21 protein-coding genes are annotated in these 23,532 nt (G+C 48.4%); 18 read left to right on the forward strand and 3 right to left on the reverse strand.

The features are described 5' to 3' along the window. Positions 1-7: 7 nt before the first annotated feature. A complete protein-coding gene (locus A596_RS17535; RefSeq protein ID WP_039917233.1) occupies positions 8-1,858 on the reverse strand; it encodes a carbohydrate-binding protein in 1,851 nt (616 codons plus the stop codon). Positions 1,859-2,437: 579 nt separating this feature from the next. Here A596_RS17535 and A596_RS17545 point away from each other — a divergent pair. The 18 genes from A596_RS17545 to A596_RS17635 all read left to right on the forward strand — a co-directional run bounded on the left by A596_RS17545 (position 2,438) and on the right by A596_RS17635 (position 21,318). After that, complete coding sequence (locus tag A596_RS17545) at positions 2,438-3,301, forward strand: STAS domain-containing protein (RefSeq protein ID WP_039917239.1); 864 nt, start codon at positions 2,438-2,440, stop codon at positions 3,299-3,301. 5 nt (positions 3,302-3,306) lie between these two features. Beyond that, positions 3,307-3,660 (forward strand): STAS domain-containing protein, encoded by a 354-nt coding sequence (locus A596_RS17550; protein ID WP_039917242.1) that lies wholly within the window; start codon positions 3,307-3,309, stop codon positions 3,658-3,660. 35 nt (positions 3,661-3,695) lie between these two features. Beyond that, a complete protein-coding gene (locus A596_RS17555; protein ID WP_235425772.1) occupies positions 3,696-4,133 on the forward strand; it encodes an anti-sigma regulatory factor in 438 nt (145 codons plus the stop codon). A gap of 134 nt (positions 4,134-4,267) precedes the next feature. Further along, entirely contained in the window at positions 4,268-5,332 is a 1,065-nt protein-coding gene (locus tag A596_RS17560; protein ID WP_052417642.1) for an ATP-binding SpoIIE family protein phosphatase, read from the forward strand. Continuing rightward, complete coding sequence (locus A596_RS17565) at positions 5,329-7,122, forward strand: ATP-binding protein (RefSeq protein ID WP_039917245.1); 1,794 nt, start codon at positions 5,329-5,331, stop codon at positions 7,120-7,122. Before A596_RS17560 ends, A596_RS17565 begins: the two co-directional genes overlap by 4 nt. Positions 7,123-7,185: 63 nt before the next feature. Beyond that, the gene (locus tag A596_RS17570; protein ID WP_039917247.1) at positions 7,186-8,718 is read left to right on the forward strand and encodes a response regulator; all 1,533 of its coding nucleotides are present in this window, start codon (positions 7,186-7,188) and stop codon (positions 8,716-8,718) included. A gap of 227 nt (positions 8,719-8,945) precedes the next feature. Further along, entirely contained in the window at positions 8,946-9,383 is a 438-nt protein-coding gene (rpsF, locus tag A596_RS17575) for a 30S ribosomal protein S6 (RefSeq protein ID WP_039917250.1), read from the forward strand. A 2-nt stretch (positions 9,384-9,385) separates the two neighbouring features. Continuing rightward, positions 9,386-9,613, forward strand: a complete 228-nt coding sequence (rpsR, locus tag A596_RS17580) for a 30S ribosomal protein S18 (protein WP_039917252.1) — start codon at positions 9,386-9,388, stop codon at positions 9,611-9,613. Positions 9,614-9,625: 12 nt separating this feature from the next. Beyond that, positions 9,626-10,072: a 50S ribosomal protein L9 gene (gene rplI, locus A596_RS17585; protein ID WP_039917254.1), complete on the forward strand. Its 447-nt coding sequence runs from the start codon at positions 9,626-9,628 to the stop codon at positions 10,070-10,072. 183 nt (positions 10,073-10,255) lie between these two features. Further along, positions 10,256-11,662 (forward strand): replicative DNA helicase, encoded by a 1,407-nt coding sequence (gene dnaB, locus A596_RS17590; protein ID WP_268745697.1) that lies wholly within the window; start codon positions 10,256-10,258, stop codon positions 11,660-11,662. 124 nt (positions 11,663-11,786) lie between these two features. Then, complete coding sequence (locus tag A596_RS17595; protein WP_039917256.1) at positions 11,787-14,375, forward strand: PKD domain-containing protein; 2,589 nt, start codon at positions 11,787-11,789, stop codon at positions 14,373-14,375. Positions 14,376-14,590: 215 nt separating this feature from the next. Next, positions 14,591-15,100 (forward strand): MOSC domain-containing protein, encoded by a 510-nt coding sequence (locus A596_RS17600; RefSeq protein WP_039917257.1) that lies wholly within the window; start codon positions 14,591-14,593, stop codon positions 15,098-15,100. A gap of 112 nt (positions 15,101-15,212) precedes the next feature. Then, positions 15,213-16,064 carry a pantoate--beta-alanine ligase gene (panC, locus tag A596_RS17605; protein ID WP_039917258.1) on the forward strand — a complete coding sequence of 284 codons (852 nt, stop codon included), beginning with the start codon at positions 15,213-15,215 and terminating at the stop codon, positions 16,062-16,064. Positions 16,065-16,095: 31 nt separating this feature from the next. Beyond that, on the forward strand, positions 16,096-16,476 hold the full coding sequence (panD, locus tag A596_RS17610) for an aspartate 1-decarboxylase (protein ID WP_039917260.1): 381 nt from the start codon (positions 16,096-16,098) through the stop codon (positions 16,474-16,476). Between the two features lie 295 nt (positions 16,477-16,771). Beyond that, positions 16,772-18,709: an acetate--CoA ligase gene (gene acs, locus A596_RS17615; RefSeq protein WP_039917262.1), complete on the forward strand. Its 1,938-nt coding sequence runs from the start codon at positions 16,772-16,774 to the stop codon at positions 18,707-18,709. A gap of 153 nt (positions 18,710-18,862) precedes the next feature. Next, a complete protein-coding gene (locus A596_RS17625) occupies positions 18,863-19,888 on the forward strand; it encodes a MerR family transcriptional regulator (protein WP_039917267.1) in 1,026 nt (341 codons plus the stop codon). Positions 19,889-19,972: 84 nt separating this feature from the next. Then, positions 19,973-20,908 carry a class I SAM-dependent methyltransferase gene (locus tag A596_RS17630; RefSeq protein ID WP_052417643.1) on the forward strand — a complete coding sequence of 312 codons (936 nt, stop codon included), beginning with the start codon at positions 19,973-19,975 and terminating at the stop codon, positions 20,906-20,908. 20 nt (positions 20,909-20,928) lie between these two features. Next, the gene (locus A596_RS17635) at positions 20,929-21,318 is read left to right on the forward strand and encodes a VOC family protein (protein WP_039917537.1); all 390 of its coding nucleotides are present in this window, start codon (positions 20,929-20,931) and stop codon (positions 21,316-21,318) included. A 170-nt stretch (positions 21,319-21,488) separates the two neighbouring features. On the opposite strand, the gene A596_RS17640 is transcribed toward A596_RS17635, so the two are convergent. Further along, complete coding sequence (locus tag A596_RS17640) at positions 21,489-23,099, reverse strand: M56 family metallopeptidase (RefSeq protein ID WP_039917269.1); 1,611 nt, start codon at positions 23,097-23,099, stop codon at positions 21,489-21,491. Then, positions 23,099-23,479, reverse strand: a complete 381-nt coding sequence (locus A596_RS17645) for a BlaI/MecI/CopY family transcriptional regulator (protein WP_039917271.1) — start codon at positions 23,477-23,479, stop codon at positions 23,099-23,101. The genes A596_RS17640 and A596_RS17645 overlap by 1 nt, the downstream gene beginning before the upstream one ends. Between the last annotated feature and the right edge of the window lie 53 nt (positions 23,480-23,532).

Below are 23,532 nucleotides of genomic sequence, written 5' to 3' on the forward strand. Positions count from 1 at the left end.
TCAGGAGTTAGTTGACTTTACTGATGCGAATCCAGTTGATGTTCCAACCGCCCGCATTCACTTTAATGCCAAACTTGTGGCTGCCCGCACCCAAATTCACAGTGTGTTTGATGGTGGTCCAGTTTTGCCAGCCGCCGGTACCCGGGATGGCGAGTGTTCCGTATACGGGCGAACCGCCAGCCTCTTCAAACGTCAGGCTACCGCCACCGCTTTGGCTGGCGACGCGATACTCAATCACATAGTTGCCGGTACTTGGGATGTTTATCGGGGTTCCTGCGTAGGACAACCAATCACCGGCATCGATATAACCCACATTTTTACCGCCGCCAGTGTCCGTCGTATTTTCCGTTTGGGTGCCTTGTTGCTGGCTGAAATCTTCCGCTTGCAGTGTGGCGATGACGGTGCCAGGGTTGGTGTTATCAACGCTTTCCACTTTCAGCCAGTTCACATTGAATCCACCGGTAATGGCGGAGATGGCAATTAACTGCTCACCTGCTGGCAGCACCACATTGTGGGAAACCGTTTGCCAGTTTTGCCAGCCGCCGGTTGTTGGTACATTGATGCTGCCATACACCGGGCTGCCGCCGGCTTTCTCCAGTTTGAACTGGCTGCCGCCAGCCGGGGCTGCAACGCGATAACTGACTTTGTACGTGCCGGTCACGGGAATATTGACCGCGTAAGTCATCCAGTCATTACTATCGATATACCCCACATTTTGTCCACCGCCAACGTCAGTGGTGCCCTCGGTTTGGATGCCATCAGCCTGGCAATAGCTTTCAGCCTGGATGGTCTCGCTTACGTTAGACGTGGTGCAAGTTGGTGTGGGATCAACCGGGCCGGACGGACTTGGCCAGTTGCGGATAATATCTTTCGCAAACGCGCCCGATGCGGTGAGTTGCGAGCTGGCCCAGCCACCCCCGGCACTGGCGCCGGGAACCAATGAAGACGAACCTTCGGCTTTATCATTCAGCGCCCAATTCGCATGGCTGATGTTGTTGCGCTTCATAAAGTCGACCCAGGCGTTGGTCTCGCCATAGTTTACGCCACCGTCGCCATTGGCATTCACTGACCCCCATTCGGTGACAAAAATCGCGGCGTTATTGTCGAGTGCAGTTTGGGCGAAGTCGCGAATCGGCTGGCCGTGGGAGCCTGCATAAAAGTGCAGCGTATAGGCGATATTGTTGCCTGCGATGGGATCGCGCGCGGCCTCATCAACGCGTTGTGACCAGGTGCGGGTGCCGACAATAATCAGGTTGTCCGGATCAATCGCACGGATCGCATTCACCACTTGCTGTGCGTAGGGTTTGATCACTCCGCTCCATGACGCCGTGTCCAGCGGTTCGTTGTACACCTCGTAAATAACATGGTTTTTATTGCCATAAGTGCGCGCCATTTCCTGGAAGAAGGCGATGGACTGAGCGGTGTATTGCTCGGCGTGGTGGGTATGCCAATCGATAATCACATACATGTCATTGGCGATGGCGGCATCGACCACGGCTTTTACTTTATTTTTATTGCCGGTTGGATCTTGCAGGTAACCGCCGCCTTCCTCAACGCCCATCGCTGCGCGCACAAGATTGGAACCCCAATCGGTTTTCAGCCAGCGCACTGCATCGGCGTTGTAATACTTTTCGCCGCCCCAGCCGTTATTGCTCCAGAACAAGCTATTGCCGGCAAAGCTGGCAACCTGGTTGCCAGCGAGGATTTTATTACCGCTCACCGACAGCGGTGCAACATCGGCCATGGCGATACCGGATAGCAAACCGATTCCAGCCAGGGCAGAGATTTTCAGGAAGGACGTCAGTATTGCCTTGTGTTGATACGCGGCGCGTTTGCGACTGAAAAAATTATTGTTCATTATTATTCACCAGGATTGTGATTGTTTACCAAAATTGCCTTACGGGAGATTGCCCCGGTACTCAGGGGTAGGGTTATTTCAATCGTCGCTACCTGGTCAAACCACCTACTTTACGTTGCAACCTAAAGTGGCAAGTGCCACTTCATCACCTGCGGATACTGATAAAACAGCAATTGTGTTATTACTAAAACCGGAATCATTTATAAAAAGACTTTCCTTATGCTGATGAAAGAATCCTTTATCCGGTGTACGCGCGTTCAATCTCTGCGATTGTTGAAAAGTCGATACGGGATTATTTAAAAAATGTGTGATCACAGTGCGGTTGAAATAACGCACGGGCAAAAACATCGCGCGATCGTTGTGCAATAAAGTGATTGTAAAATTAACAATTTTGCAAAGCTTACATCGTTAACCTCCTGTTTTTGTATGAGTTTTTGGTTAAACATCCCGGTAATACCCCGCTGTTCTCTCCTTGGAAATTACAAATTATTGTTATTTGGCATGTTTTTGTAACCTTGGCTCAATACTCGCTAAGCGGTTGTGGCGCTTTGGATTAACAACCTATTTCTGAGGAAGATTATGAGTAACACCAAGAGTACACAGCTTGCGGCAGTGATCACCGAATTTCAGGAGCCATTACTGGACGGCTGGTTGACCGGGCTTGCCTCGCGCTTGCGCCGCGATAAAAGCGGCGTGATGGATTTACGTGCGCAGGCTGCGCAGTTTTTACCTTTATTGGCGAAGACATTGCAGGAGGCAAAATCTACGAATATCGAAGAGCCGGAGTGGACCGAGTTGCGTCAATTGCTGGCTGAAATTTCCCAGTCGCGCGTGCGCCAGGGCTTTACTCCGATCGAAACCGCTAACTTTGTTTTCTCCCTCAAAGAACCGATTTTTGAATATTTGCGCAAGGCGTTGGTTAATAGTCCACTACAGGCGGGCGAAGAAATCGCCACGACGAGCACACTGTTTGACTCCCTCGGGTTGTATACCATCGAGGTTTATCAAAAAGCGCGTGAGCAAATTATCCTGCGCCAGCAACAGGAATTACTTGAGCTTTCAACACCCGTAGTACAACTGTGGCAAAACGTCCTGGCCTTGCCATTGATTGGTACGCTGGATAGTTCCCGCACGCAAGTGGTAATGGAAAGCCTGTTGCAAAAAATCGTGGAAACCGGTGCGCTCATTGCGATCATTGATATTACCGGTGTCCCTACCGTGGACACATTGGTAGCGCAGCATTTATTAAAAACTATCGCCGCCGCGCGCTTGATGGGGGCTGATTGCATTATTAGTGGTATCCGTCCGCAAATTGCGCAAACGATTGTGCACCTTGGGGTCAACCTTGAAGACGTCATCACCAAAGCCACATTAGCCGATGCCTTTGTTGTTGCATTGCAGCGCACAGGTTCAAGCATTCAAGTCATCAATAACGGGCGTTAAGCGTTATGGAACGAATTCCTATTTTGCGGATGGGCCGGTTATTGCTGGTGACTATCCAGGTCGATATGCATGATCGCCTGGCGATGGCATTGCAAGAAGACCTCACCACGCGCATCGTAAAAGATCGTGCTAATGGTGTCCTCATTGATATTTCTGCACTCGATATTGTCGATTCTTTTATTGGCCGCATGATCAGCGACACCGCTGCCATGGCAAAAATCCTGGATGCGAAAACCGTGTTGGTGGGAATGCAACCGGCGGTTGCCATTACGCTGGTGGAATTGGGCCTGGCCCTGGAAGGTGTGCGCACCGCACTGAATGTTGAATTGGGAATTAAAATGCTGGAGCGACCGGATTGATTCAATCTCTGGCAAATACTCCACGAGTAAATCACATGGGTAACGAATCTTTTTCTTCTCGCATGAATTCCGGGGAGACCGTAGTGTTGCCGTTAAAGACAGACGAAGATGTTGTTCGTCTGCGCAAGCAGGTGCGGGATGATTTGATCGCAATGAAGTTTAGTCTTATTGACCAAACCAAGATGGTGACCGCTGCAAGTGAGCTCGCGCGTAATACATTGCGCTATGGTGGTGGTGGCGAAGCGCATGTCAGTCGTCGGCTGGATAGTGATAGAACCGGTATCGAGTTGAGTTTTGTTGATAAGGGGCCCGGTATTGAAAACCTGGAACTGGCAATGACTGACGGTTATACCAGTGGGGGTGGATTGGGGTTGGGATTGAGTGGAGCAAAGCGCCTTGCTGATGAATTTCATATTGATACCGAGCCTGGTAAAGGCACCCGCGTCACCATCGCCAAGTGGAAACTATTTTAAAGTCAGCGTGTACACAAAAATTATTTCACTATACGAGCCATTACCAGGAAATTGCGCGCGACGCGAAAAAAGGCGTGAAAATTTTGGAAATCGTTGCGTACCTGTTTAACAATGGATGCAGTTGAGTAAATGTTTTGATTAGTTACGGAACACAATTGGTTTTTCGCCTGGAGGACAGCAGCGGTGTTGCTGTTGTTCGCCGGGCTGGCGGTGTTTTAGCGCGCGAATTGCAATTTGATGAAACCCGTGCAGGGCAATTAGCATTGGTAATTACCGAAGCCGCTACCAATATTGTCAAACATGTCGGGTATGGCGAAATTTTATTGCGCGCACTGCATCAAAAAAATGCAGCGGGCATTGAAGTTTCCGGCGTAGAAGTTATCGCAATTGATAAAGGTGCGGGTATCCGCGATTTGCATTTGCAAATGGAGGATGGACATTCCACCGCTGGCACCTATGGTATAGGTTTGGGTGCTGTGCGCCGCCTTAGCCATGAATTTGATATCTATACCTCGCCGGAAAAAGGCACTGTGTTATTGATGATTATTTGGGCCGATGAGCGGCAAGTTCAGCCACCTTTTTGGCAGGTTGGTGCGATCTGTGTACCGATTGAAGGCGAAGAAGTCTGCGGTGATAACTGGGCCATTGCCGCTCGCCAGGGCGCCTTGACGCTGATGGTTGCTGATGGGCTGGGGCACGGACCCGATGCAGCGATTGCTGCAAATGCGGCGGTATATTTGGTTGCCCAACATGCTGATCAGTCGCCGTCAATTATTTTGCAGCGCGCGCACAATGATCTGCATGGAACTCGCGGTGCTGCGGTTGCAGTCAGTAAAATCGATCCTGGTAACACACGTTTGACTTTTGCAGGTATAGGCAATATTTCTGTCTGTGTGTCTTATACCGATAGCTCCCGTCACCTCGTTTCCCACAATGGAATTGTCGGAAGCAACCTGCGCAAGTTGCAAGAGTTTTCAGAAAGCTGGGACAGCGATGCCTTGTTAATCGCTCATAGCGACGGCATTAATACACGCTGGAATCTTGATCTGTACCCTGAATTGCGCTACTGCCATCCCGGATTGATTGCCGCTGTCATTTATCGCGATTTTTCGCGGGAACGGGATGACGCTACAGTTGTCGTTATCCGGGAGGCCGGTAATACGGCAGCAGGCTTAATCAATAGCCGGAGCGGCGCATGACTATCCGTATTCTCACTGCGCAGGTAAAAACCGAAACCGATGTTGTATCGGTGCGTCAGCGCGCAAAACAAATTGCACAGCTATGTGGTTTTGGCATGCAGGATCAGGTGCGTATTGCTACATCGGTATCAGAGCTTGCTCGCAATGTTTTTAATTATGCTGGACAGGGCAAAATTTCGTTCGCGATTGAAGGGAATACCGCGCCGCAAATTCTTACTATTCACATTGAAGACAATGGGCCGGGTATTGAAAATCTGGATTTGATTTTGTCCGGCAATTACAAATCACCAACCGGAATGGGCATGGGAATTATTGGGGCCCGTCGCCTCGCAGACAGGTTTAACATCAAAACCGGGCCCGATATCGGCACCCATATAACACTTAAAAAAATATTCCCGCGCTTTGCCGCACTCATTACTCCCGAGTCGAGCAGCAAAATTTTTGCGCGCCTCGCCAATATGGCGACGGAAATCAGTGTTACGGAAATTATGCAGCAAAATCAGGAACTGCTGTCCGCTCTCGCGGAATTAAAAGCGCGCCAGGATGATTTGCTATTGTTGACGCGTGAGCTGGAAGATACCAACCGCGGTATGGTCGCGCTCTATGCAGAACTGGATGAAAAGGCCGGGCACTTGCGCCGTGCAGATCAAATGAAGTCACGTTTCTTATCCAACATGAGTCACGAATTTCGAACTCCGCTCAGTTCTATTCGCGCCCTGGCAAAGTTGTTGCTGGATCATGTGGACGGTGATCTCTCTTTCGAACAGGAAAAACAGGTTGCCTACATTTTGCAAGCAGCCACTGGATTGAATGAGTTAGTAAATGACTTGCTGGATATCGCCAAAATTGAAGCGGGCAAAGTGGATGTGCGGCCTTCGCTGGTGGACGTTGGCAAGATGTTTAGTGCGTTGCGGGGAATGTTGCGCCCCTTGCTGATCTCCGAATCGCTCCGGTTAACGTTTGTAGAACCGGAAACGCCGCTTGAATTATTTACCGACGAAGCCAAGCTTTCGCAAATTTTGCGCAACTTTATTTCCAACGCGCTGAAATTTACCGAAGCTGGTGACATTGTGGTGAAAGCAATATCAATCCCGGAAAAAAACCAGGTGATGTTCAGTGTGGCAGACACTGGTGTTGGCATTCGCGAGGAAGATTTGCAATTAATTTTTGAAGAGTTCAGCCAGATCGAACATCCATTGCAACGGAAAGTAAAAGGCACGGGGCTGGGACTGCCGTTGTGCCGCAATCTGGCAAAACTGTTGCGCGGTGATGTTGCCGTTATTAGCGAGGTGAACGTTGGATCTACGTTTTCCGTAACCTTGCCGATGACGATTAATATTCCCGGCGAAATAATTACCGAGATAATTCCGGTGCGGGTTAAAACCAATGATGTGCGCAAACCGGTATTGATCATTGAGGATAATGTTTCTGTTCATTTGCAATACGAAAAATTTTTGCACAACACCGAGTTTCGCACTATCGCCGCCAGGAATTTACGTGAAGCTGCCGAGCGTTGGACAGCAGAACGGCCGGTAGCCGTAATTCTGGATATTGTGTTGCAAGGTGAAGACAGCTGGCTATGGCTGGCGGAAATGAAAAATGATCCGGCGCGTAGCGATGTGCCGGTCATTATCGTTACTGAAGTTGAAGATAAACGGAAAGGATTATCCCTGGGCGCCGATGCCTATTATGTTAAACCCCTGTTCAAGCAGCAATTGCTATCGACCTTGCGTACCTTGGTCGGGCAACCGTCGCTTGAGCTTTCGCACGAACAGTTGTCTGGCATTTAAGGCCAGATGTGACAATGCATTCGTAGCGTTTGATCACAGGGAAAAATTCTTGAGGAATGTTGTATGCCGCTACGGCCTTATAAAGACGCGCTGATTTTAAATGTTGATGATAGCGACGGCGCGCGCTATGCAAAATCACGCATTTTGATTCGCGCCGGCTTGAAGGTCATTGAAGCATCCAATGGTGAAGATGCCCTTGCCAGAGCGCGTAGCGAATCACCGATCCTGATATTGCTCGACGTAAAACTTCCAGATATTAATGGCTTTGAAGTGTGCCGCCGGTTGAAAGAGGATCCTGCCACCCAGGCAATTTTAATCTTGCAAACGTCTGCATCATTTATCGGGGCCGCCGACAAAATTCGCGCGCTGGATGGCGGTGCGGATAATTACCTGGTTGAACCTATTGAGCCCGACGAATTAATTGCCAATGTAAAAGCGCTCTTGCGTTTGGGGCAAGTTGAACGCGAATTGCGGGAAGTTGATCGGCGCAAGGATGAATTTCTCGCAACGCTCGCCCATGAATTGCGCAATCCCCTCGGCCCGATTCGCACTGCATTGCAATTACTGCGGCGCCTTGACCCCGATGTTCCCCCGGCACAGGAAAATGCACGCAATACGATCCAGCGCCACACCGATCACCTCGTTCGGCTGGTGGATGATTTACTGGATGTTGCGCGTATTTCCCAAGGGAAAATTTCGCTACGCCATGAAGCTGTGGATTTGCATTCAGTGGTCAACAACGCTATCGAAACCTCTACACCCTTTATTGAAAATAAAGGCCATCGCCTGACCGTAACTTTTCCGGATGAACAACCCGTGGAGGTCTGTGGTGACCAGGTTCGCTTATCGCAAATCCTGGCGAATTTATTGCTCAACGCAGCCAAGTTTACGTCGCCGGGTGGCGATATAAGTTTATCGGTAACGGTGCACGAGCAGAGCGTTTATATCCGGGTTTCCGACAATGGCATTGGTATCGAGCCTGAATCGGTAAATATTATTTTTGATTTATTTTCCCAGAACGGCCATTTGCATGGCCAGGTCCAGGATGGTTTGGGAATTGGTTTGTCGCTGGTGAAAACCCTGGTGGAGCTCCACGGTGGTAGTGTTAAAGCAACCAGCGAAGGGTTGGGGTTGGGCAGCACGTTTGAAATTGTGTTGCCGCTGATTGCCAGCACTGCGGCGAGTTCCGTTTGCCTTGATACGGCGACAAACAAGCAAAAGGTTTCCTCCGTGCTGCCAATCAAAAAAATCCTGATTGTCGATGACAATGCCGATGCAGCCGATATGTTGGCAGAGCTCCTTACGCTGACGGGGCATAATGTTCAGACTGCCTACACCGGCATGCAGGCGCTTGATGTGACTGCGCAATTTGGCCCTGAGATTATCTTTCTGGATATAGGTTTACCGGATCTCAGTGGCTATGAAGTTGCGACCCGGTTGCGCGCGCTACCCAATGCACAGGCGTTTACACTTATCGCATTAACCGGTTACGGCCAGGATCATGACCGGCAAAATGCATTGGCGTCCGGGTTTGATGATCACTTTGCCAAACCGGTCGATTTTGAAAAATTAAGTGCGCTTGGGCTCAGTGTTTAGCCTTTTATCAGGTAATTGCCCGCTTTTCTTTGCATCATCGGCATTTTTCTACAGGTTTACCCCTAATTTCCTCCCGCCCTCCTGGATTCGCCTTGCATCACCACACTCGAATCCGTACAATTCCGCACCCCAAACCGGCCGGGGGTATGAGATGCGCAAGCATTCGAAAACCGGCTACTCCTTGTCTCACAACAGCCGTTGGAGACTTTAACCCGTAAGGAGCTTACATGCGTCATTACGAAATCGTGTTCCTGGTTCACCCGGACCAAAGCGAACAAGTACCTGCAATGGTAGAGCGTTACACCTCTGCTATCAAAGCTGACGGTGGTTCAGTTCACCGTTTGGAAGACTGGGGCCGTCGTCAATTGGCCTACTCAATCAACAAAGTACACAAAGCTCACTATGTTCTGTTGAACGTTGAGTGCTCTGACGCTGTGTTGGAAGAGTTGACTACCAACTTCCGTTATAACGATGCCATCCTGCGTAGCCTGGTTCTGCGTGAAGATGCTGCGATCACTGAAGAATCTTTCATCCTCAAAGCCGAGAAAGAAGGCCGTGAGCGTAAAGCACGTCCGCCACGCGCTGAGCGTCGTGATGATGCAGAAGACCTGTCTGATGAAGACGGCGTTGATGCTGAAGACTTTGAAGAAGAGCAGGGGGTATAACCATGGCACGTTTTTTCCGTCGTCGTAAATTCTGCCGTTTTACCGCTGAAGGCACCAAGCGCATCGATTATAAAGATGTTGAAACCCTGAAAGCCTACATCACCGAAACTGGCAAAATCGTTCCAAGCCGTATCACTGGCACCAAAGCAAAATACCAACGTCAGTTGGCATCTGCTATCAAACGTGCTCGTTACCTGGCTTTGATTCCATACACTGACAGCCACGAGTAAGGGGTAATAGAGATGGAAGTTATTCTGCTCGATAAAGTAGGCCGTTTAGGCGCTATTGGTGACAAAGTTACCGTTAAGTCTGGCTATGGCCGTAACTACCTGTTGCCACAAGGCAAAGCGGTTGCTGCGACTGCTAAAAACATCGCTGACTTCGAAGCGCGCCGCGCTGAGTTGGAAGCGGCTGCTGCTGGCAAGATCGCTGAAGCAACTGCTCGCGCTGAGAAACTGGCTGAATTGAACGTGACCATCGCTGCCAATGCTGGCGACGAAGGCCGTCTGTTCGGTTCTATCGGTACTCGCGACATCGCTGATGCAATCACTGCAGCCGGTGTTGCGGTTAGCAAATCAGAAGTTCGCTTGCCACAAGGCGTGATCCGTGAAATCGGTCAATATGAGATCGATGTTCAGTTGCACTCTGAAGTGATTCAAGCGGTTAAATTGGCCGTTGTTGCCGAGTAATTCGTTACTGGTAATGATTGCTGTGTGCGTTGGCATTAGCTGACAATCGCGACGAAATCGGGCACTATCGATAACCTTCCGGGTTGTAGATGTGCCCGATTTTTTTGCCCCTGATTTGATCACTTTCGATTCATAACATTCAATCGATAACCTTTTATTTATAAGTCAATAAGTAAACGAATTATGCCCAATACTGCCTACGAAACCTCCAGCTTTGAGAGTCGCCTGGCCGATGAGTTATCCGGTAAGTCAGCGCTGCCTCACTCGATAGAAGCCGAGCAATCGGTATTGGGTGGCTTGATGCTGGAAAACGGCCGACTGGATGCGGTATTGGAAGTGGTCTCGGAAAGTGATTTTTTCCGTGAGGATCATCGTGTCATTTTCCGCATGATGCTCAATTTGCAGGAAGCCGGCCAACCGCTGGATGTTATTACTCTTTCCGAAGAGCTACATAAGCACGAAGAGTTGGAGCGTGTAGGCGGCTTGGGTTATCTGGTCGAGATGGCCAATAACACGCCAAGTGCAGCCAATATTGCGGCCTACGCCAAAATCGTGCGCGAGCGATCAACGTTGCGCCAACTGATTGCCGCTGCACAAGATATCAGCAAATCCAGTATGAATCCGGCCGGGCTGGATTCGGATGATCTGCTGCAGCTCGCTGAAAAACGTGTGGCTGAAATTGCGGAAGATCGCCCTAAAGAGGGTGGTTTGGTCGGGGTGAACGAGTTGCTCAAGCAAACCGTTCAACGTATCGACGAATTGTTTCGCTCCGGCAGTGACATTACTGGTGTTCCCTCCGGAATTGCTGACTTGGATCAACGTACCTCCGGTTGGCAACCGGGTGAGCTTATTGTTCTCGCTGCGCGTCCGTCCATGGGTAAAACCGCATTGGCTTTGAATTTCGTGGAAGGTGCGCTGTTTAACCAGCCGAAACCGGTGGTTATCTTCAGTATGGAAATGCCGTCCTCGGCCCTTATCATGCGGATGATGTCGTCTATTGGCCGTATTGATCAGGGCAAAATGCGTAACGGCAAGTTGACGGAAGAGGATTGGCCGAAGCTGTCATCGGCGGTTGCCAAGATGAAAGACAAACTGTTGTTTATCGATGATACCGGTGGTCTGAACCCGCAAGAAATGCGTGCGCGTATTCGTCGCATTGCCCGCGAGCACGGCAACCCCGGCATGATCATGGTCGACTATTTACAGTTAATGACTGTTGCCGGTGGCGGTGAAGGCCGTACCCAGGAAATCTCCGAAATATCTCGCTCGTTGAAAGGCATGGCTAAAGAGTTTGAATGCCCGATGATCGCGCTCTCCCAGTTAAACCGTGGTGTGGAGCAGCGCCCCAACAAACGCCCGATGAACTCGGACTTGCGTGAATCGGGCGCGATCGAGCAGGACGCCGACGTGATCCTGTTTATCTACCGCGATGAGTATTACCACGAAGACAGCCCTGACAAAGGCATTGCCGAATTGATTATCGGCAAGCAGCGTAACGGTGAGATCGGCACCAGTCGCGCCGCTTTCGTGGGGAAATACACCCGCTTCGATAACCTCGCCCCTGAATATTTCCAGAATGATGGTTACTGATCTGTAGCTGTTTATTTGCTATCAGGGTTTATTCATCCGAGGGAGCGGGTCTATGTATTAGACGGTGTATGGATAACAATCCGTCAGCGGAATTGTAAAAAAAAATAAATTAAGGATCTATAACATGAAAATACAAAAAAAATGGCCACTTTTTCTCTCTGTTCTTGTTCTTTCTGCATGTGGCGGTGGTGGTGGCGGTGGATCATCATCACCAAAAAATAATCAGCCACCTACGGCCAGTATCTCCGGCCCATCACAAATGGAATCCGGGGCAACTATCTCTCTATCAGCCATAGCATCCGATTCGGATGGTTCAATTGCGAGTTATAGCTGGACAGCAGACTCAAGCACGGCGGTAACTCTCGGTGATAATAAATCCGCGACGCTCTCTGTGACATCGGCAAATGTCAGTGCGGACACCACGGTTAAATTAACCCTTACCGTTACCGATAACCAGGGGGCGTCAACCCAAGCCAACCAGCAGGTAAAAATCGCAGCGAAAAAAACATCGTTGGCGATTAGTGGTTTGGTAATTGATGCAGCGGTGCCGAATGCAAATGTCACAGCGACTGTCCGCGATCTTACGTTTACCACTACCGCAGATGCTAATGGTAAATACACACTTAACCTGAGTGTGGATGATGCACACCTGAATGATTTGGTGTTGATTACGGCAGACGGTGGTTCGAGCAAGCCAACCTTGAAACTGGTGTCGCAGTTGCCCTCTATGCAGACCTTGTTAATACAAGCCGGCAGTGACAACCAACTGGATGCGAACGAAAATTTTTCTGTTAATGTCACCAATGTTACGACAGCCGAATATGCGTTAATGGTGAAGCGCTGGAGTTATTATGGTGTTCCTTTTCTAAATGTCAGCAACGATTTACAGTTGAAAAACCTTTCGGAAAGTGTTGGGCAGTTCGAGAAATACTGGCTCGCAGCGTTGATCAAAATAGTTAGTGACATGGGGGGCATTTTACCCTCAGGTGCCAAAACCACTCTGGACTTGGTGTTGGATAGTGATCTCACATATGAATTACAAACCAGTATTAACAACGCAACTCCTGAATTGATTGGTCAGGTGATGGAGTCGATTAAAAATGATGCCTCTGTAAGTCCCGGCAGTTTGGGCTACGCTGGCACCTATATTTTGTTCAACGGGGCTGGCGATACCGATTGGGTGCTGACTTTTAATAACGATAATAAAGGTGAAGCGAAAACTCGTTTTGGGGCGCAAACTTTTACCTGGACACAGGATGTCGACAAATTGGATATACACTTTGATAAACCGATAAATCTAATGCAGATGGACTGGCCTGGTAGTTGGTTTGCTGAGGCTATCGAGATTTATATTGGAAACCAGTATGGCAGTGCAATACATGGCAGCATGGTAATGCATAAAGTGCTTCTGGATGATGAAGGAAAAATCCAGCGCAGTTTTTCTGAGTTCAAGTTTGTGCAGCGTGCGTCCACCACGAAAGGATTGAACTTGGAAAAAGAGAAGCTGGTTGGCGAGTGGATTCAAGGTACGGACGGTAGCGCGACTCTATTTAAACTCAATGACGATGGCAGTGTAAATTTGAGCAATCTTGATGGCACTAACACGCAAACTGGTTTGACCTGGACCCTTGGCAACAATGGCTTTACCGTTTTTCGCGATGGCAAAAAATTAACAGATTATTATGTGTTGAACGATTTGGGTGTTGGATACAGCTTCGTCGCTATCAACTGGTCGCCATCAAGCCCAGATGAAGTTTTTGCCTATGCCTGGAACGGTAAATTAATTCGGCAACAACAATTGTCGGTAGCCAAAGCAGATTTACGCGGAACTTACGTAGGAACGGATGGCAGGATTTATACCTTGGCTAATGACGATATTATCGAAGAATTATCCAGTCGCATATCGCCCTGGAATTATTCAAGCACGGATAGCTCGTGGATAAAGTACATCTACCAGGATAATAATGCTCGCTGGTTGAGCTATTGTGACCAGCTTGCTAATAAGTCGTGCAAGGTTTTTCGCAAAACGGTTGTTAAAGTATTGGCTAGCACGAATGATAATTACCATCTACTAAATACAATAACGGAATATGACCCTGATGGTGAAAAATCATATTCGTATTCATTTCTTGATGTCTGGAGCAAGATTCCTTCCCCCGGTTATTTTGATTATTGGTTTGGTATGTCTACCCATAGAAGGGAATTTTTCCAGCAGACAGCGGCTGGTGTCAAAGTCTGGCACTTTGTTAACGATCATATAGAAATTAACGATAGAAGTGACGATAGCGTCCCGCAAGCCTCAATCCCGACAACTATTGCAAAGGGTAAATTGCTTTACACGCGAGACGGCGTGGCAAAAGCACTTGAGCTGGTTTCTGTCTCGGATGAGGGAATTGTTGTTTGCGAATATAACGCTGGCGCCAGTTGTACGAAAGGATCGGAAATTACCCTGAGTAATAGAACACCTGCGGTAATTAGCTATAAAGTATCTGTGGGTGGTTCGGTGGAATATGATATCTGGTATGCGAGCTATTCCGATCCAATGACGCTCTTCGGTAACGTCGCAACATTCACTATTGTGCCGGATCAGGGTTACACCATAGAAAGCGTGACAGGTTGTGGTGGTCAGCTGAATGGATCTACCTATACAACGGCACCTGTAAGAGATAAATGCACAATTACTGCAAACTTTGTTAAGGCATCAGTGCAGTAGTTAATAGTGTGAATTAAAACAGGGCGCTTCGGCGCCCTGTTTTATTGATTAGGGATACCTATCTTTTACAGTGAGGGGCTGTGTATATTGAAAGCCATTTCCATCCTTTTGCTGAGAAAATGGGAAGTAGCGTGAGTGGGTAATTTTGCGCTTGAGTATTTCCAGCAGGATCAGTATTAATTTCTATCAAGAATTATCCGCAGGGAGTTTCCCCGATGAACAGCCAGGCCCGCCTGCTCGATAAACTTTGTGCCAACCTCGCCCCCGGCAAACTGGAATGGATAGGTTTGCGCAGTGAACGGCGCGGTGAAGTCGTGGTGGTCGACCAGGCTGAAGCAGTCGTTGGGCTGGGTTTGGCAGGTGACCACCGCATGAAAAAAACGCCGGGCTCAGCCCGTCAGGTCACCATCATCAGCCAGGAATATATCCGACAAATTTGCCAACATACTGGCCACATGTCTATTGATCCTCGCCTGTTGCGCCGCAATCTGGTGATTTCCGGTATGAATATGAACCTCCTGCGCTACCAGCGTGTGCAGATTGGTGAGGTTATCCTCGAAACCAATGCCCTTTGCCATCCCTGTTCGAGGATGGATGAAGCCTTGGGTAAAGGCGGTGCGGCGGCGATGTTTGGTTATGGCGGGCTGTGCGCCAAAGTTATTCAGGGCGGGAAATTGAGCGTTGGTGATGCGGTGGTTCGCCTGCCGTACCTTGATCGCGATTAACCTGCCAAATTGCTGGTTAATTTTTGTTCGAAAAATGTACATCCTTTCAGTGACCGTGTATTATCGCGCGCCCAAGCCCTGGTCGGCTCCTGACGTAGTTTGAGGCGTGTTAATGCAGGTTTTCCATCACATCAGTTCCTTGCGTGAAGCCCTGGCGGCGGAGCGTCGCGCTGGTAAGCGCATCGGTTTTGTGCCCACCATGGGCAACCTTCATAATGCCCACCTTGAACTGGTCAAAATCGCCCAAAAGAATTGCGATGTAGTCGTTACCAGTATTTTTGTGAACCCGCTGCAATTCGGGTTGAATGAGGATTGGGACAAGTACCCGCGTACATTGGCGGCGGATTCAGCAAAACTGGAATCGGTAAATTGCGATTACCTGTTTTGCCCGGATGAAAAAGAAATTTATCCCAACGGTATGGCTGAACAGACCCGGGTGATCGTGCCGACCATGACCGATGTACTCTGTGGCGCAAGTCGCCCCGGTCACTTCGAGGGCGTGACAACCGTAGTCACCAAGCTGTTTAATATTGTCCAGCCCGACGAAGCGGTGTTCGGGATCAAGGATTTCCAGCAGTTGGCGGTGATTCGCCGGATGGTGGAAGACCTGTGCATCCCTATCAAGATTACGGCGGGTGAGATTTTCCGCGAAGGTGATGGCTTGGCCATGAGTTCGCGCAATGGTTTTATTACGGCGGATGAGCGCCCCCGCGTGGCAGTGCTCAACCGTACATTGAATGGAATCAAACAACAAATAGAGCAGGGTCGCCGCGATTTTACCGTGTTGATCGACGAAGCTCGCGCGCAGGTTGAGGTGGCGGGTTTTCGGGTGGATTACATCAACATTTGCAATAGCCGCACGCTGGAAATGGCGGCACACGATGATCGGGAGATCACTATACTCGGCGCCATGTACACTGCGGGCGCGCGATTAATTGATAACGTTTCTGTGGTCCTGGCCTGATACGCCAGCAAGTGATTCCCCGGAGGATTTCATGCTTTCACATATGCTTAAAGCCAAGTTGCACATGGCCAAAGTGACCCAGGCGGAACTGTGGTATGACGGTTCCTGCGCGATTGATGCCAATCTGGTCGCCCTTGCCGGCATGCGCGAATTTGAACAAATTGATATTTACAACGTGAGCAATGGCGAACGTTTCCATACTTACATCATCCTGGCTGAGCCTGGCTCAGGCACCATCTCCATGAACGGTGCAGCTGCCCGTAAGGTAGCGGTGGGTGATCGCGTGATTATCGCGACTTATGGCCATTTCAACGAAGGCGAATTGGTGAACCACAAGCCCAAACTTGTGTATCTCAATGAAGATAACACTGTAAACCGCACCAGCAATACCATTCCGATGCAAGTTGCATAATCGCGGTTTGAGTTTGCTGTAACGGTTGCGGTAAAAAAGGGCCTTGAAGGCCCTTTTTTATTGGTTGTTCGGCAAGGAATTCTTTGCCGTTGTTAACCTGAAAGTGAGACAAAATGGTGCATTGATCTTGACTTGACCAGGTTTTTGCACCAATTGGACAACGTTGTCATTGAGCTTTTTACCTCAATCCTGCTAAGCTTGCCTGCAATTGAACGTGCGGATTTGGATTATCGTATCCGGATTCGTTACTACCCCTCCTGATGTAATAACAAGATAACGGCAAAGAGAGAAAAGCATGTCTGAAGTTCACCTGTACCCGGTCCCTGAAAGTTTCAAGAAGAACGCTGCCATTGATTTGGCCCGTTACAAGTCCATGTATGAGCAATCGGTTAATTCACCCGATACTTTCTGGGCTGAACAGGCAAACGCTTTCCTGAGCTGGCAAAAACCCTGGACGCAGGTCACGAAAAGTGATTTGAAAAAAGGGGAGGTTTCCTGGTTTGTGGATGGAAAACTGAACGTCAGTGTGAACTGTATTGATCGCCATTTGCCAGCGCGCGCTAATCAGACCGCGATTATCTGGGAGGGCGATGATCCTTCCGAAGACAAGTTTATTACCTATCAGGAATTGCACGACCAGGTTTGCCGCCTGGCCAATGCCTTACGTGAGCGCGGCGTTAAAAAAGGCGATCGTGTCTGTATCTATATGCCGATGATCCCGGAAGCGGCTTACGCAATGCTCGCCTGTACCCGTATCGGTGCGATTCATTCCATCGTATTCGGTGGCTTCTCTCCGGAAGCGTTGAAAGACCGTATCCAGGATGCTGATTGCCAGGTTGTTATCACTTCAGACGAAGGCCTGCGTGGCGGCAAGCGCGTCCCGCTGAAAAAGAATGCCGATATTGCCCTGGCACAATGCCCGAATGTGCATACCTGCATCGTAGTAAAACGCACCGGAGGCGATATTGCTTGGAATGAGCAGCGCGATTTCTGGTACGAAGACCTCGTGGAGCGTCAGGCCAGCGTTGCAGAACCGGAAGTGATGGATTCCGAAGATCCATTGTTCATCCTCTACACCTCCGGTTCTACTGGCAAGCCCAAAGGCGTACTGCACACCACTGGTGGTTATTTGCTGCAAGCGGCGATGACCCACAAATACGTATTCGATTATCAGGAAGGGGATATTTACTGGTGTACCGCGGACGTGGGTTGGGTTACCGGCCATAGTTATATCGTTTATGGTCCGCTTACCAATGGCGCAACTACCTTGATGTTCGAAGGCGTCCCAACTTACCCGGATGCATCCCGTTGCTGGCAAGTCATCGACAAGCACGGCGTTAACAGTTTCTACACTGCCCCAACGGCAATCCGCGCATTGATGGGCGCAGGCAATGACTACGTTACCAAAACCTCACGTGCAAGCCTGAAAATTCTGGGCAGCGTAGGGGAGCCAATTAACCCCGAAGCCTGGGAGTGGTATTACCGCGTCATTGGCGATAGCCGTTGCCCGATTATGGATACCTGGTGGCAAACTGAAACCGGTGCGCACATGCTGACTCCATTGCCTGGCGCAATTGATTTAAAACCCGGTTCCGCGACTGTTCCATTCTTTGGCGTGCAACCGGTGTTATTGGATGCGGAAGGCAAAGAAATTATCGGTGCTGGTGAAGGTAACCTTTGTATCAAAGCCGCATGGCCAAGCCAGATCCGTACCGTATTCGGCGATCACCAGCGCTGCATTGATACTTACTACAGCACCTATCCCGGTTACTACTTCACTGGCGACGGCGCGCGCCGCGATGCCGATGGTTACTACTGGATTACTGGCCGTGTGGATGACGTAATCAATGTTTCCGGCCATCGCATGGGTACCGCAGAAGTTGAAAGTGCACTGGTACTTCACGATAAAGTTGCTGAGGCAGCGGTAGTAGGTTATCCGCATGACATCAAAGGCCAGGGCATTTATGCCTACGTCACTTTGATGACTGGCGAGCAACCGAGCGATGAATTGAAAAAAGAATTGCTTGCGCTCGTAGTAAAAGAAATTGGCGCGATTGCGCGTCCCGATGTTATCCAATGGGCGCCGGGATTACCGAAAACCCGCTCCGGAAAAATCATGCGCCGCATCCTGCGCAAAATCGCGGCTAATGAATTGGATTCACTCGGTGATACTTCAACGCTGGCTGATCCGGCAGTGGTGAATGAACTCATTGATAATCGCGCGAATAAATAATCGTGCGATAAATAGTTCGAGCGATGAATACAAAAAAGGGGCGCAATTATTGCGCCCCTTTTTTATTGCATTGCCCCTTGCTGAAATAGGTTTGCAACTTGTAAAAACTATCGCATATGCTGGCCACTTCATTGAATTATTTATGGCTTTAAAATGTTATTGAAAGTTGGTCAGCTTGCCAGACAAATTTCCTTAAGTGTGCGCACTCTGCATCATTACGAGGAGATCGGATTGCTCTCACCTTCTGTGCGCACTGATGCCGGCCACAGGCTTTACAACACCAAAGATATATCCCGTCTATACCGTATCCAGGCACTCAAGCAGTTGGGTTTATCGTTGCTGCAAATCTCTGAACTGATTCAGCAGGACGTACAAGATTTGCCTGCGATTATTACGCAGCAAATTACCCATCTTGATCGCGAAATAGTGCAGGCCACCCAGTTAAAAAACCGGCTACTGGCGTTACAGAATAATTTGAAATCGATCCATGAGCCCGGGATGACGAATTGGCTGGATACGTTGGCTTTAATGAATATTTATGAGCGCTATTTAACCGCCGATGAAATTGAAGAGCTAAACGGTTATGCCCAAACGCTGAAGCAGGAGCTTGAGCATGATTGGCCAAAAATGGTTAATAAGCTGAAAACCATGATGGAGCAAAACGTTGCACCTGACACTCAAGAGGCAAAGGAATTTGTTATTCGTTGGACCGAAATGCTGGAACGTTTGGCGGGGCATAACCCTGATTTATTATTAAAAATCTATTCCATGTCCAGTAATGATCTTGAAATGCAGGTAGAGAGTGGAATTAGCCCGGCCATGAATGACTATCTGGGCCGTATTATGGGAGCCTTGCATCGCGATATTTTCGCGCGATATCTCACCGCAGAACAAATGCAAATTATGGAAAAGCATCAGCGGGAAAACCGTGAACAGTGGTTACCGCTTATCACTGAGGTGCGTGCGCAGATGCAATTGGGTATCAGCCCGGAAAGCGAAGTCGCTCGCGTATTAGCGCTAAAATGGAAGGCGTTGTTTGAGGCTTCGGTTAGCGGTGGCGATGCTGAGATTACCGCGCGTTTGCGACAGGCTTACGATAACGAGCCGCTTCTGGTTCAAGGGACGGGGCTTGATAAAAAACTCTTCAAATTTATTCGCCAGGCGATGGATCATTTATAAAATTAAAAAATGCTTGTTCCTGACGTAACGTGAGGTTTTAAGGTGATTGCAATTGTTGTTCACCTTAAACAACCAGGAGCCTCTATGTTCGACGCCATATCCAATACCCTGCAAAAACAATTCTGCACTTCCCTAAACATGGATAATGCCAAGCCCAGTAGCCAGGCGGTTGCGGTCTGGCGCGCTGCCCATCAGATCCTGGAGCAACCGGTGATTTTCCATGATCCAATCGCGCTGGCAATATTGGGTGATGCAAAATCTGAAGTGATCGATAAACTCGATTTACACAAAGATCCGCTCAGCTCCGCTATGCGGTTTGCCATCGCTGTGCGCAGCCGTTTTGCGCAAGATGAGCGCGAAGCAGTGCTGGAGAATGGCGTAAACCAATATGTGATATTGGGGGCGGGTCTGGATACTTATGCCTATCGCAGCAAGCACCAGCATGAAAAAGTGTTTGAGGTAGATCTGCCTGCTACTCAAGCTATGAAACTTGCACGGCTTAAACAGCAAGGAATTGCTCCCACCTGTGCAGTAACTTATGTCGCCTGTGATTTTGAACTCGATAGGTTAGAAAAAAGTACTATGGAGAAAAGCACTATGGAAAAAAGTGCTTTGGAAAAAAGTTTACTGGCAGCTGGATTTGATAAAAATAAAAAAACTTTTTTTTCTTGTCTGGGTGTCGTAGCTTATCTGGATCTGGCTGCGATAGAGCAAACCTTCCATTTTATTACCCGTTGTGCCCCCGGTTCTATTCTGGTTTTTGATTACATTGTTGACCCCAAAAATCTGAATGAAATAGAACAGTACGTATTGAGCATGATGTCTGCGCAATTGGCGTCAGGCGGTGAGCCGCTGAAAAGCTTTTTCGATCCGCAATCGCTCGCGCAACAACTGAGTAGTCTAGGCTTCTCGCATATTGAAGATATAAGCCCTGATTATCTTAATAATCGTTTCCTTGCACAAAGAAATGATGGTTTGCGTGTTGGTAATGTAACGCGCATGTTTATTGCAGTTGTTTAGTGAGCCTTAAGGAGCGATAGATGAAACCTAAAATGATAATTCCTATGTTGGTGTGTCTTGATGTGGAGGCAGAATTGGATTTTTGTGTGAAGGCATTTGGTGCGGTAGAGCTTTCACGCCGCACCGCAGAAAATGGAAACGTTATCCACGCAACCCTCATGATCCATCAATCCATGCTAATGCTTCACAATGAAGCTCCACATTTGGCGAGTCGTGCTCCGCAGTCTGATGGCAGTTCTTCGGTAGTGACTTATCTCTATGATGACGATGTGGATGGCATAATGGCTCGCGCTATTGCATTAGGCGCTAGTGTGCTTATGCCCGCAGAGGATCAACTCTGGGGTGACAGGGTTGGGCGTCTCATGGACCCGGCAGCGCATGTGCGGAATATTGCTGCACGGATTGAATAAATCGAACTTTATGCTGCCAACTGCTCCATCAAATCTACATTAGTATTCTAAACATTCAAATTAGTCGCCGACGTCTGATAATCTGAAAGAAAAGCGAACTACAGATGTGGTTCGCTTAATTAAATTATGTGAATGTAGTAGCTAATAGCCCATCTTTTATTCGGAGCGTTTTATTTTTTCTCCCTGCTTGGTCCTCCAGCAGTTGCAGTGTTTGCAGTTCTACACTCAACTTTTTGCGGCGTGTTTTCCTCCAGCATCTTGATCATCGCTTTTACGCGTACGGTATTGCTATAAAAATCAGAAATAATCAGCATATTGGCACTCTCCATAGCGGTTAAATGCCCGTACTGTGGAACCAATGGTCTTAACGTAGCCAAAATGCTGCCGGCGCATGTCTTATCCAATTTTATAGAGTCAGTAACATACTCATCGTCAAAATATTTTTTCCCTTTTTCAACGGTCGGAATTGCAAGCCAGCGTGCATCACGCACCGCAATTATTTGAATATAACCGTTGGATTTATAGGCGGTAAATTCATTGATTTTTAGCTGGCTTAATAACTGGCCATAATCGAGCGGCGTTTCAGTAATACTGACCCGGATATTAAGGTCGGACAATGCATTCCCGACAAGCACTGGTATTTTTAGATCTTTTTCTGCTCTTTTTGCAAATTCAGCCAATATCATTCGGCTATTGTTATTTGATGCGGAGATGTTTTTTATTTCATCCTGTTTTGTATCGGGTTGAGCCAAAGAGGCAACGGCAAACGCGCTAAACACCAGGCCAAAGACGAACGATTTCTTCATTGTCATAGTCGTAAATTCCTTAATCATTATTAGTCGATTTTTAAGTTCGCGGTGGTTTTCCAAAATCCCCAAGCTGTGGGAGAGTCGTGGAGCTTTTGAAGAGAGTTGACTGACATTAATTAACGTCAATCCATAATCGTTTCTATCTTGTTGTGAAAGATGCGCTAATACTTTGGCATCGCAGGCGATTTCCATATCGGCTTTCATGCATTTGCTGGCGTACCAAACGATGGGGTTAAACCAATGCAGGAGAGTTACCCAATAGGCCAGCCAATTCCATAAAATATCGCGACGCTGGATGTGCCCCAGTTCATGTAGTAATACGTAGCTCAACTGTGATTGCGTAAGTTGTTGTTCAATATCAATTGGCAAAATAATAACGGGTTTAAATAATCCAAAAGTCAGCGGGCTTTGAATATGATGGGAATAAAGGAGGGGTATTTTTTTATTAACTCTTAATTTATTTTTACTGATCTGTAAACGCTGCTCTTGTAGATCATTAGCCGGAACCGTATTCTTTTTGATTCGATTAAATCGTTGTACTTGCCATAAGGTGAGTGCGGATAAGCAAAAAAACATCCCTGCCCAGATATAACTCAACAATAAATGCAGGCTAATCGGATGATCAGCTGCTGTAGTGGGCTGCCCGGTAGTGCTGCCTGAATTAGTTTGTATATCGGTCACCGGCGCATTTTCTACGATGCTTACTTGTGTGGAAGATGGCATACTGATGAGAGTGTGAGAAGGATCAGCAAATAAATTATCAGTATGTTTGCCAAGTGAAATTTCCCAACCGAAGGGGATGCTCAGGCAAATAAAAACACTTAACCACAAACTGTGACGCGCACTTGCCGATAAATATTTTTTCAATCCATATTGCGCTAATAAAAGCGCGATAATTAACGGCGAGCTTTTGAATGATGCGATCAAGAGCCAACCAGTAAATGTAGTTAATCCTGTCGTTAGCATTTCCATTATTTTTCTCCCTGCTCCTTGTTGTCTTGCAATAGTGCAATGAGTGCCTTCTTTTCCGCATCAGTCAGCTTTTGTTTGCGGGTGAAATGCGCAATCATCGGCGTGAGGGCGCCGTCGAACACGCGTTGCATAAAGGATTGGGTCGCACTGGATTCGCAATATTCGCGATCATGCACAGGTGTGAAGTGTTGAATTCCGTCAATCACTTTGTTTTCAACCGCGCCTTTTTTTTGCAAACGAATCAACATGGTGCGCACCGTTTTGGGATGCCATTGAGGGGTGAGTTCGGCGATTTGGTTTACGCTGGCGGGGCTGTTGTCCCATAGGATTTTCATTAAATCCCATTCGCTCCCGGAGAGTTGTAGGTCATCTGTATCCATAGCTACCTCGCTGACGGTTTATCTTTATGTTTTTTTTGGGGGGGGGGGGTTTC

The organism is Cellvibrio mixtus subsp. mixtus J3-8, assembly GCF_000766945.1.
In the GTDB taxonomy this organism is placed as follows: domain Bacteria; phylum Pseudomonadota; class Gammaproteobacteria; order Pseudomonadales; family Cellvibrionaceae; genus Cellvibrio; species Cellvibrio mixtus_A.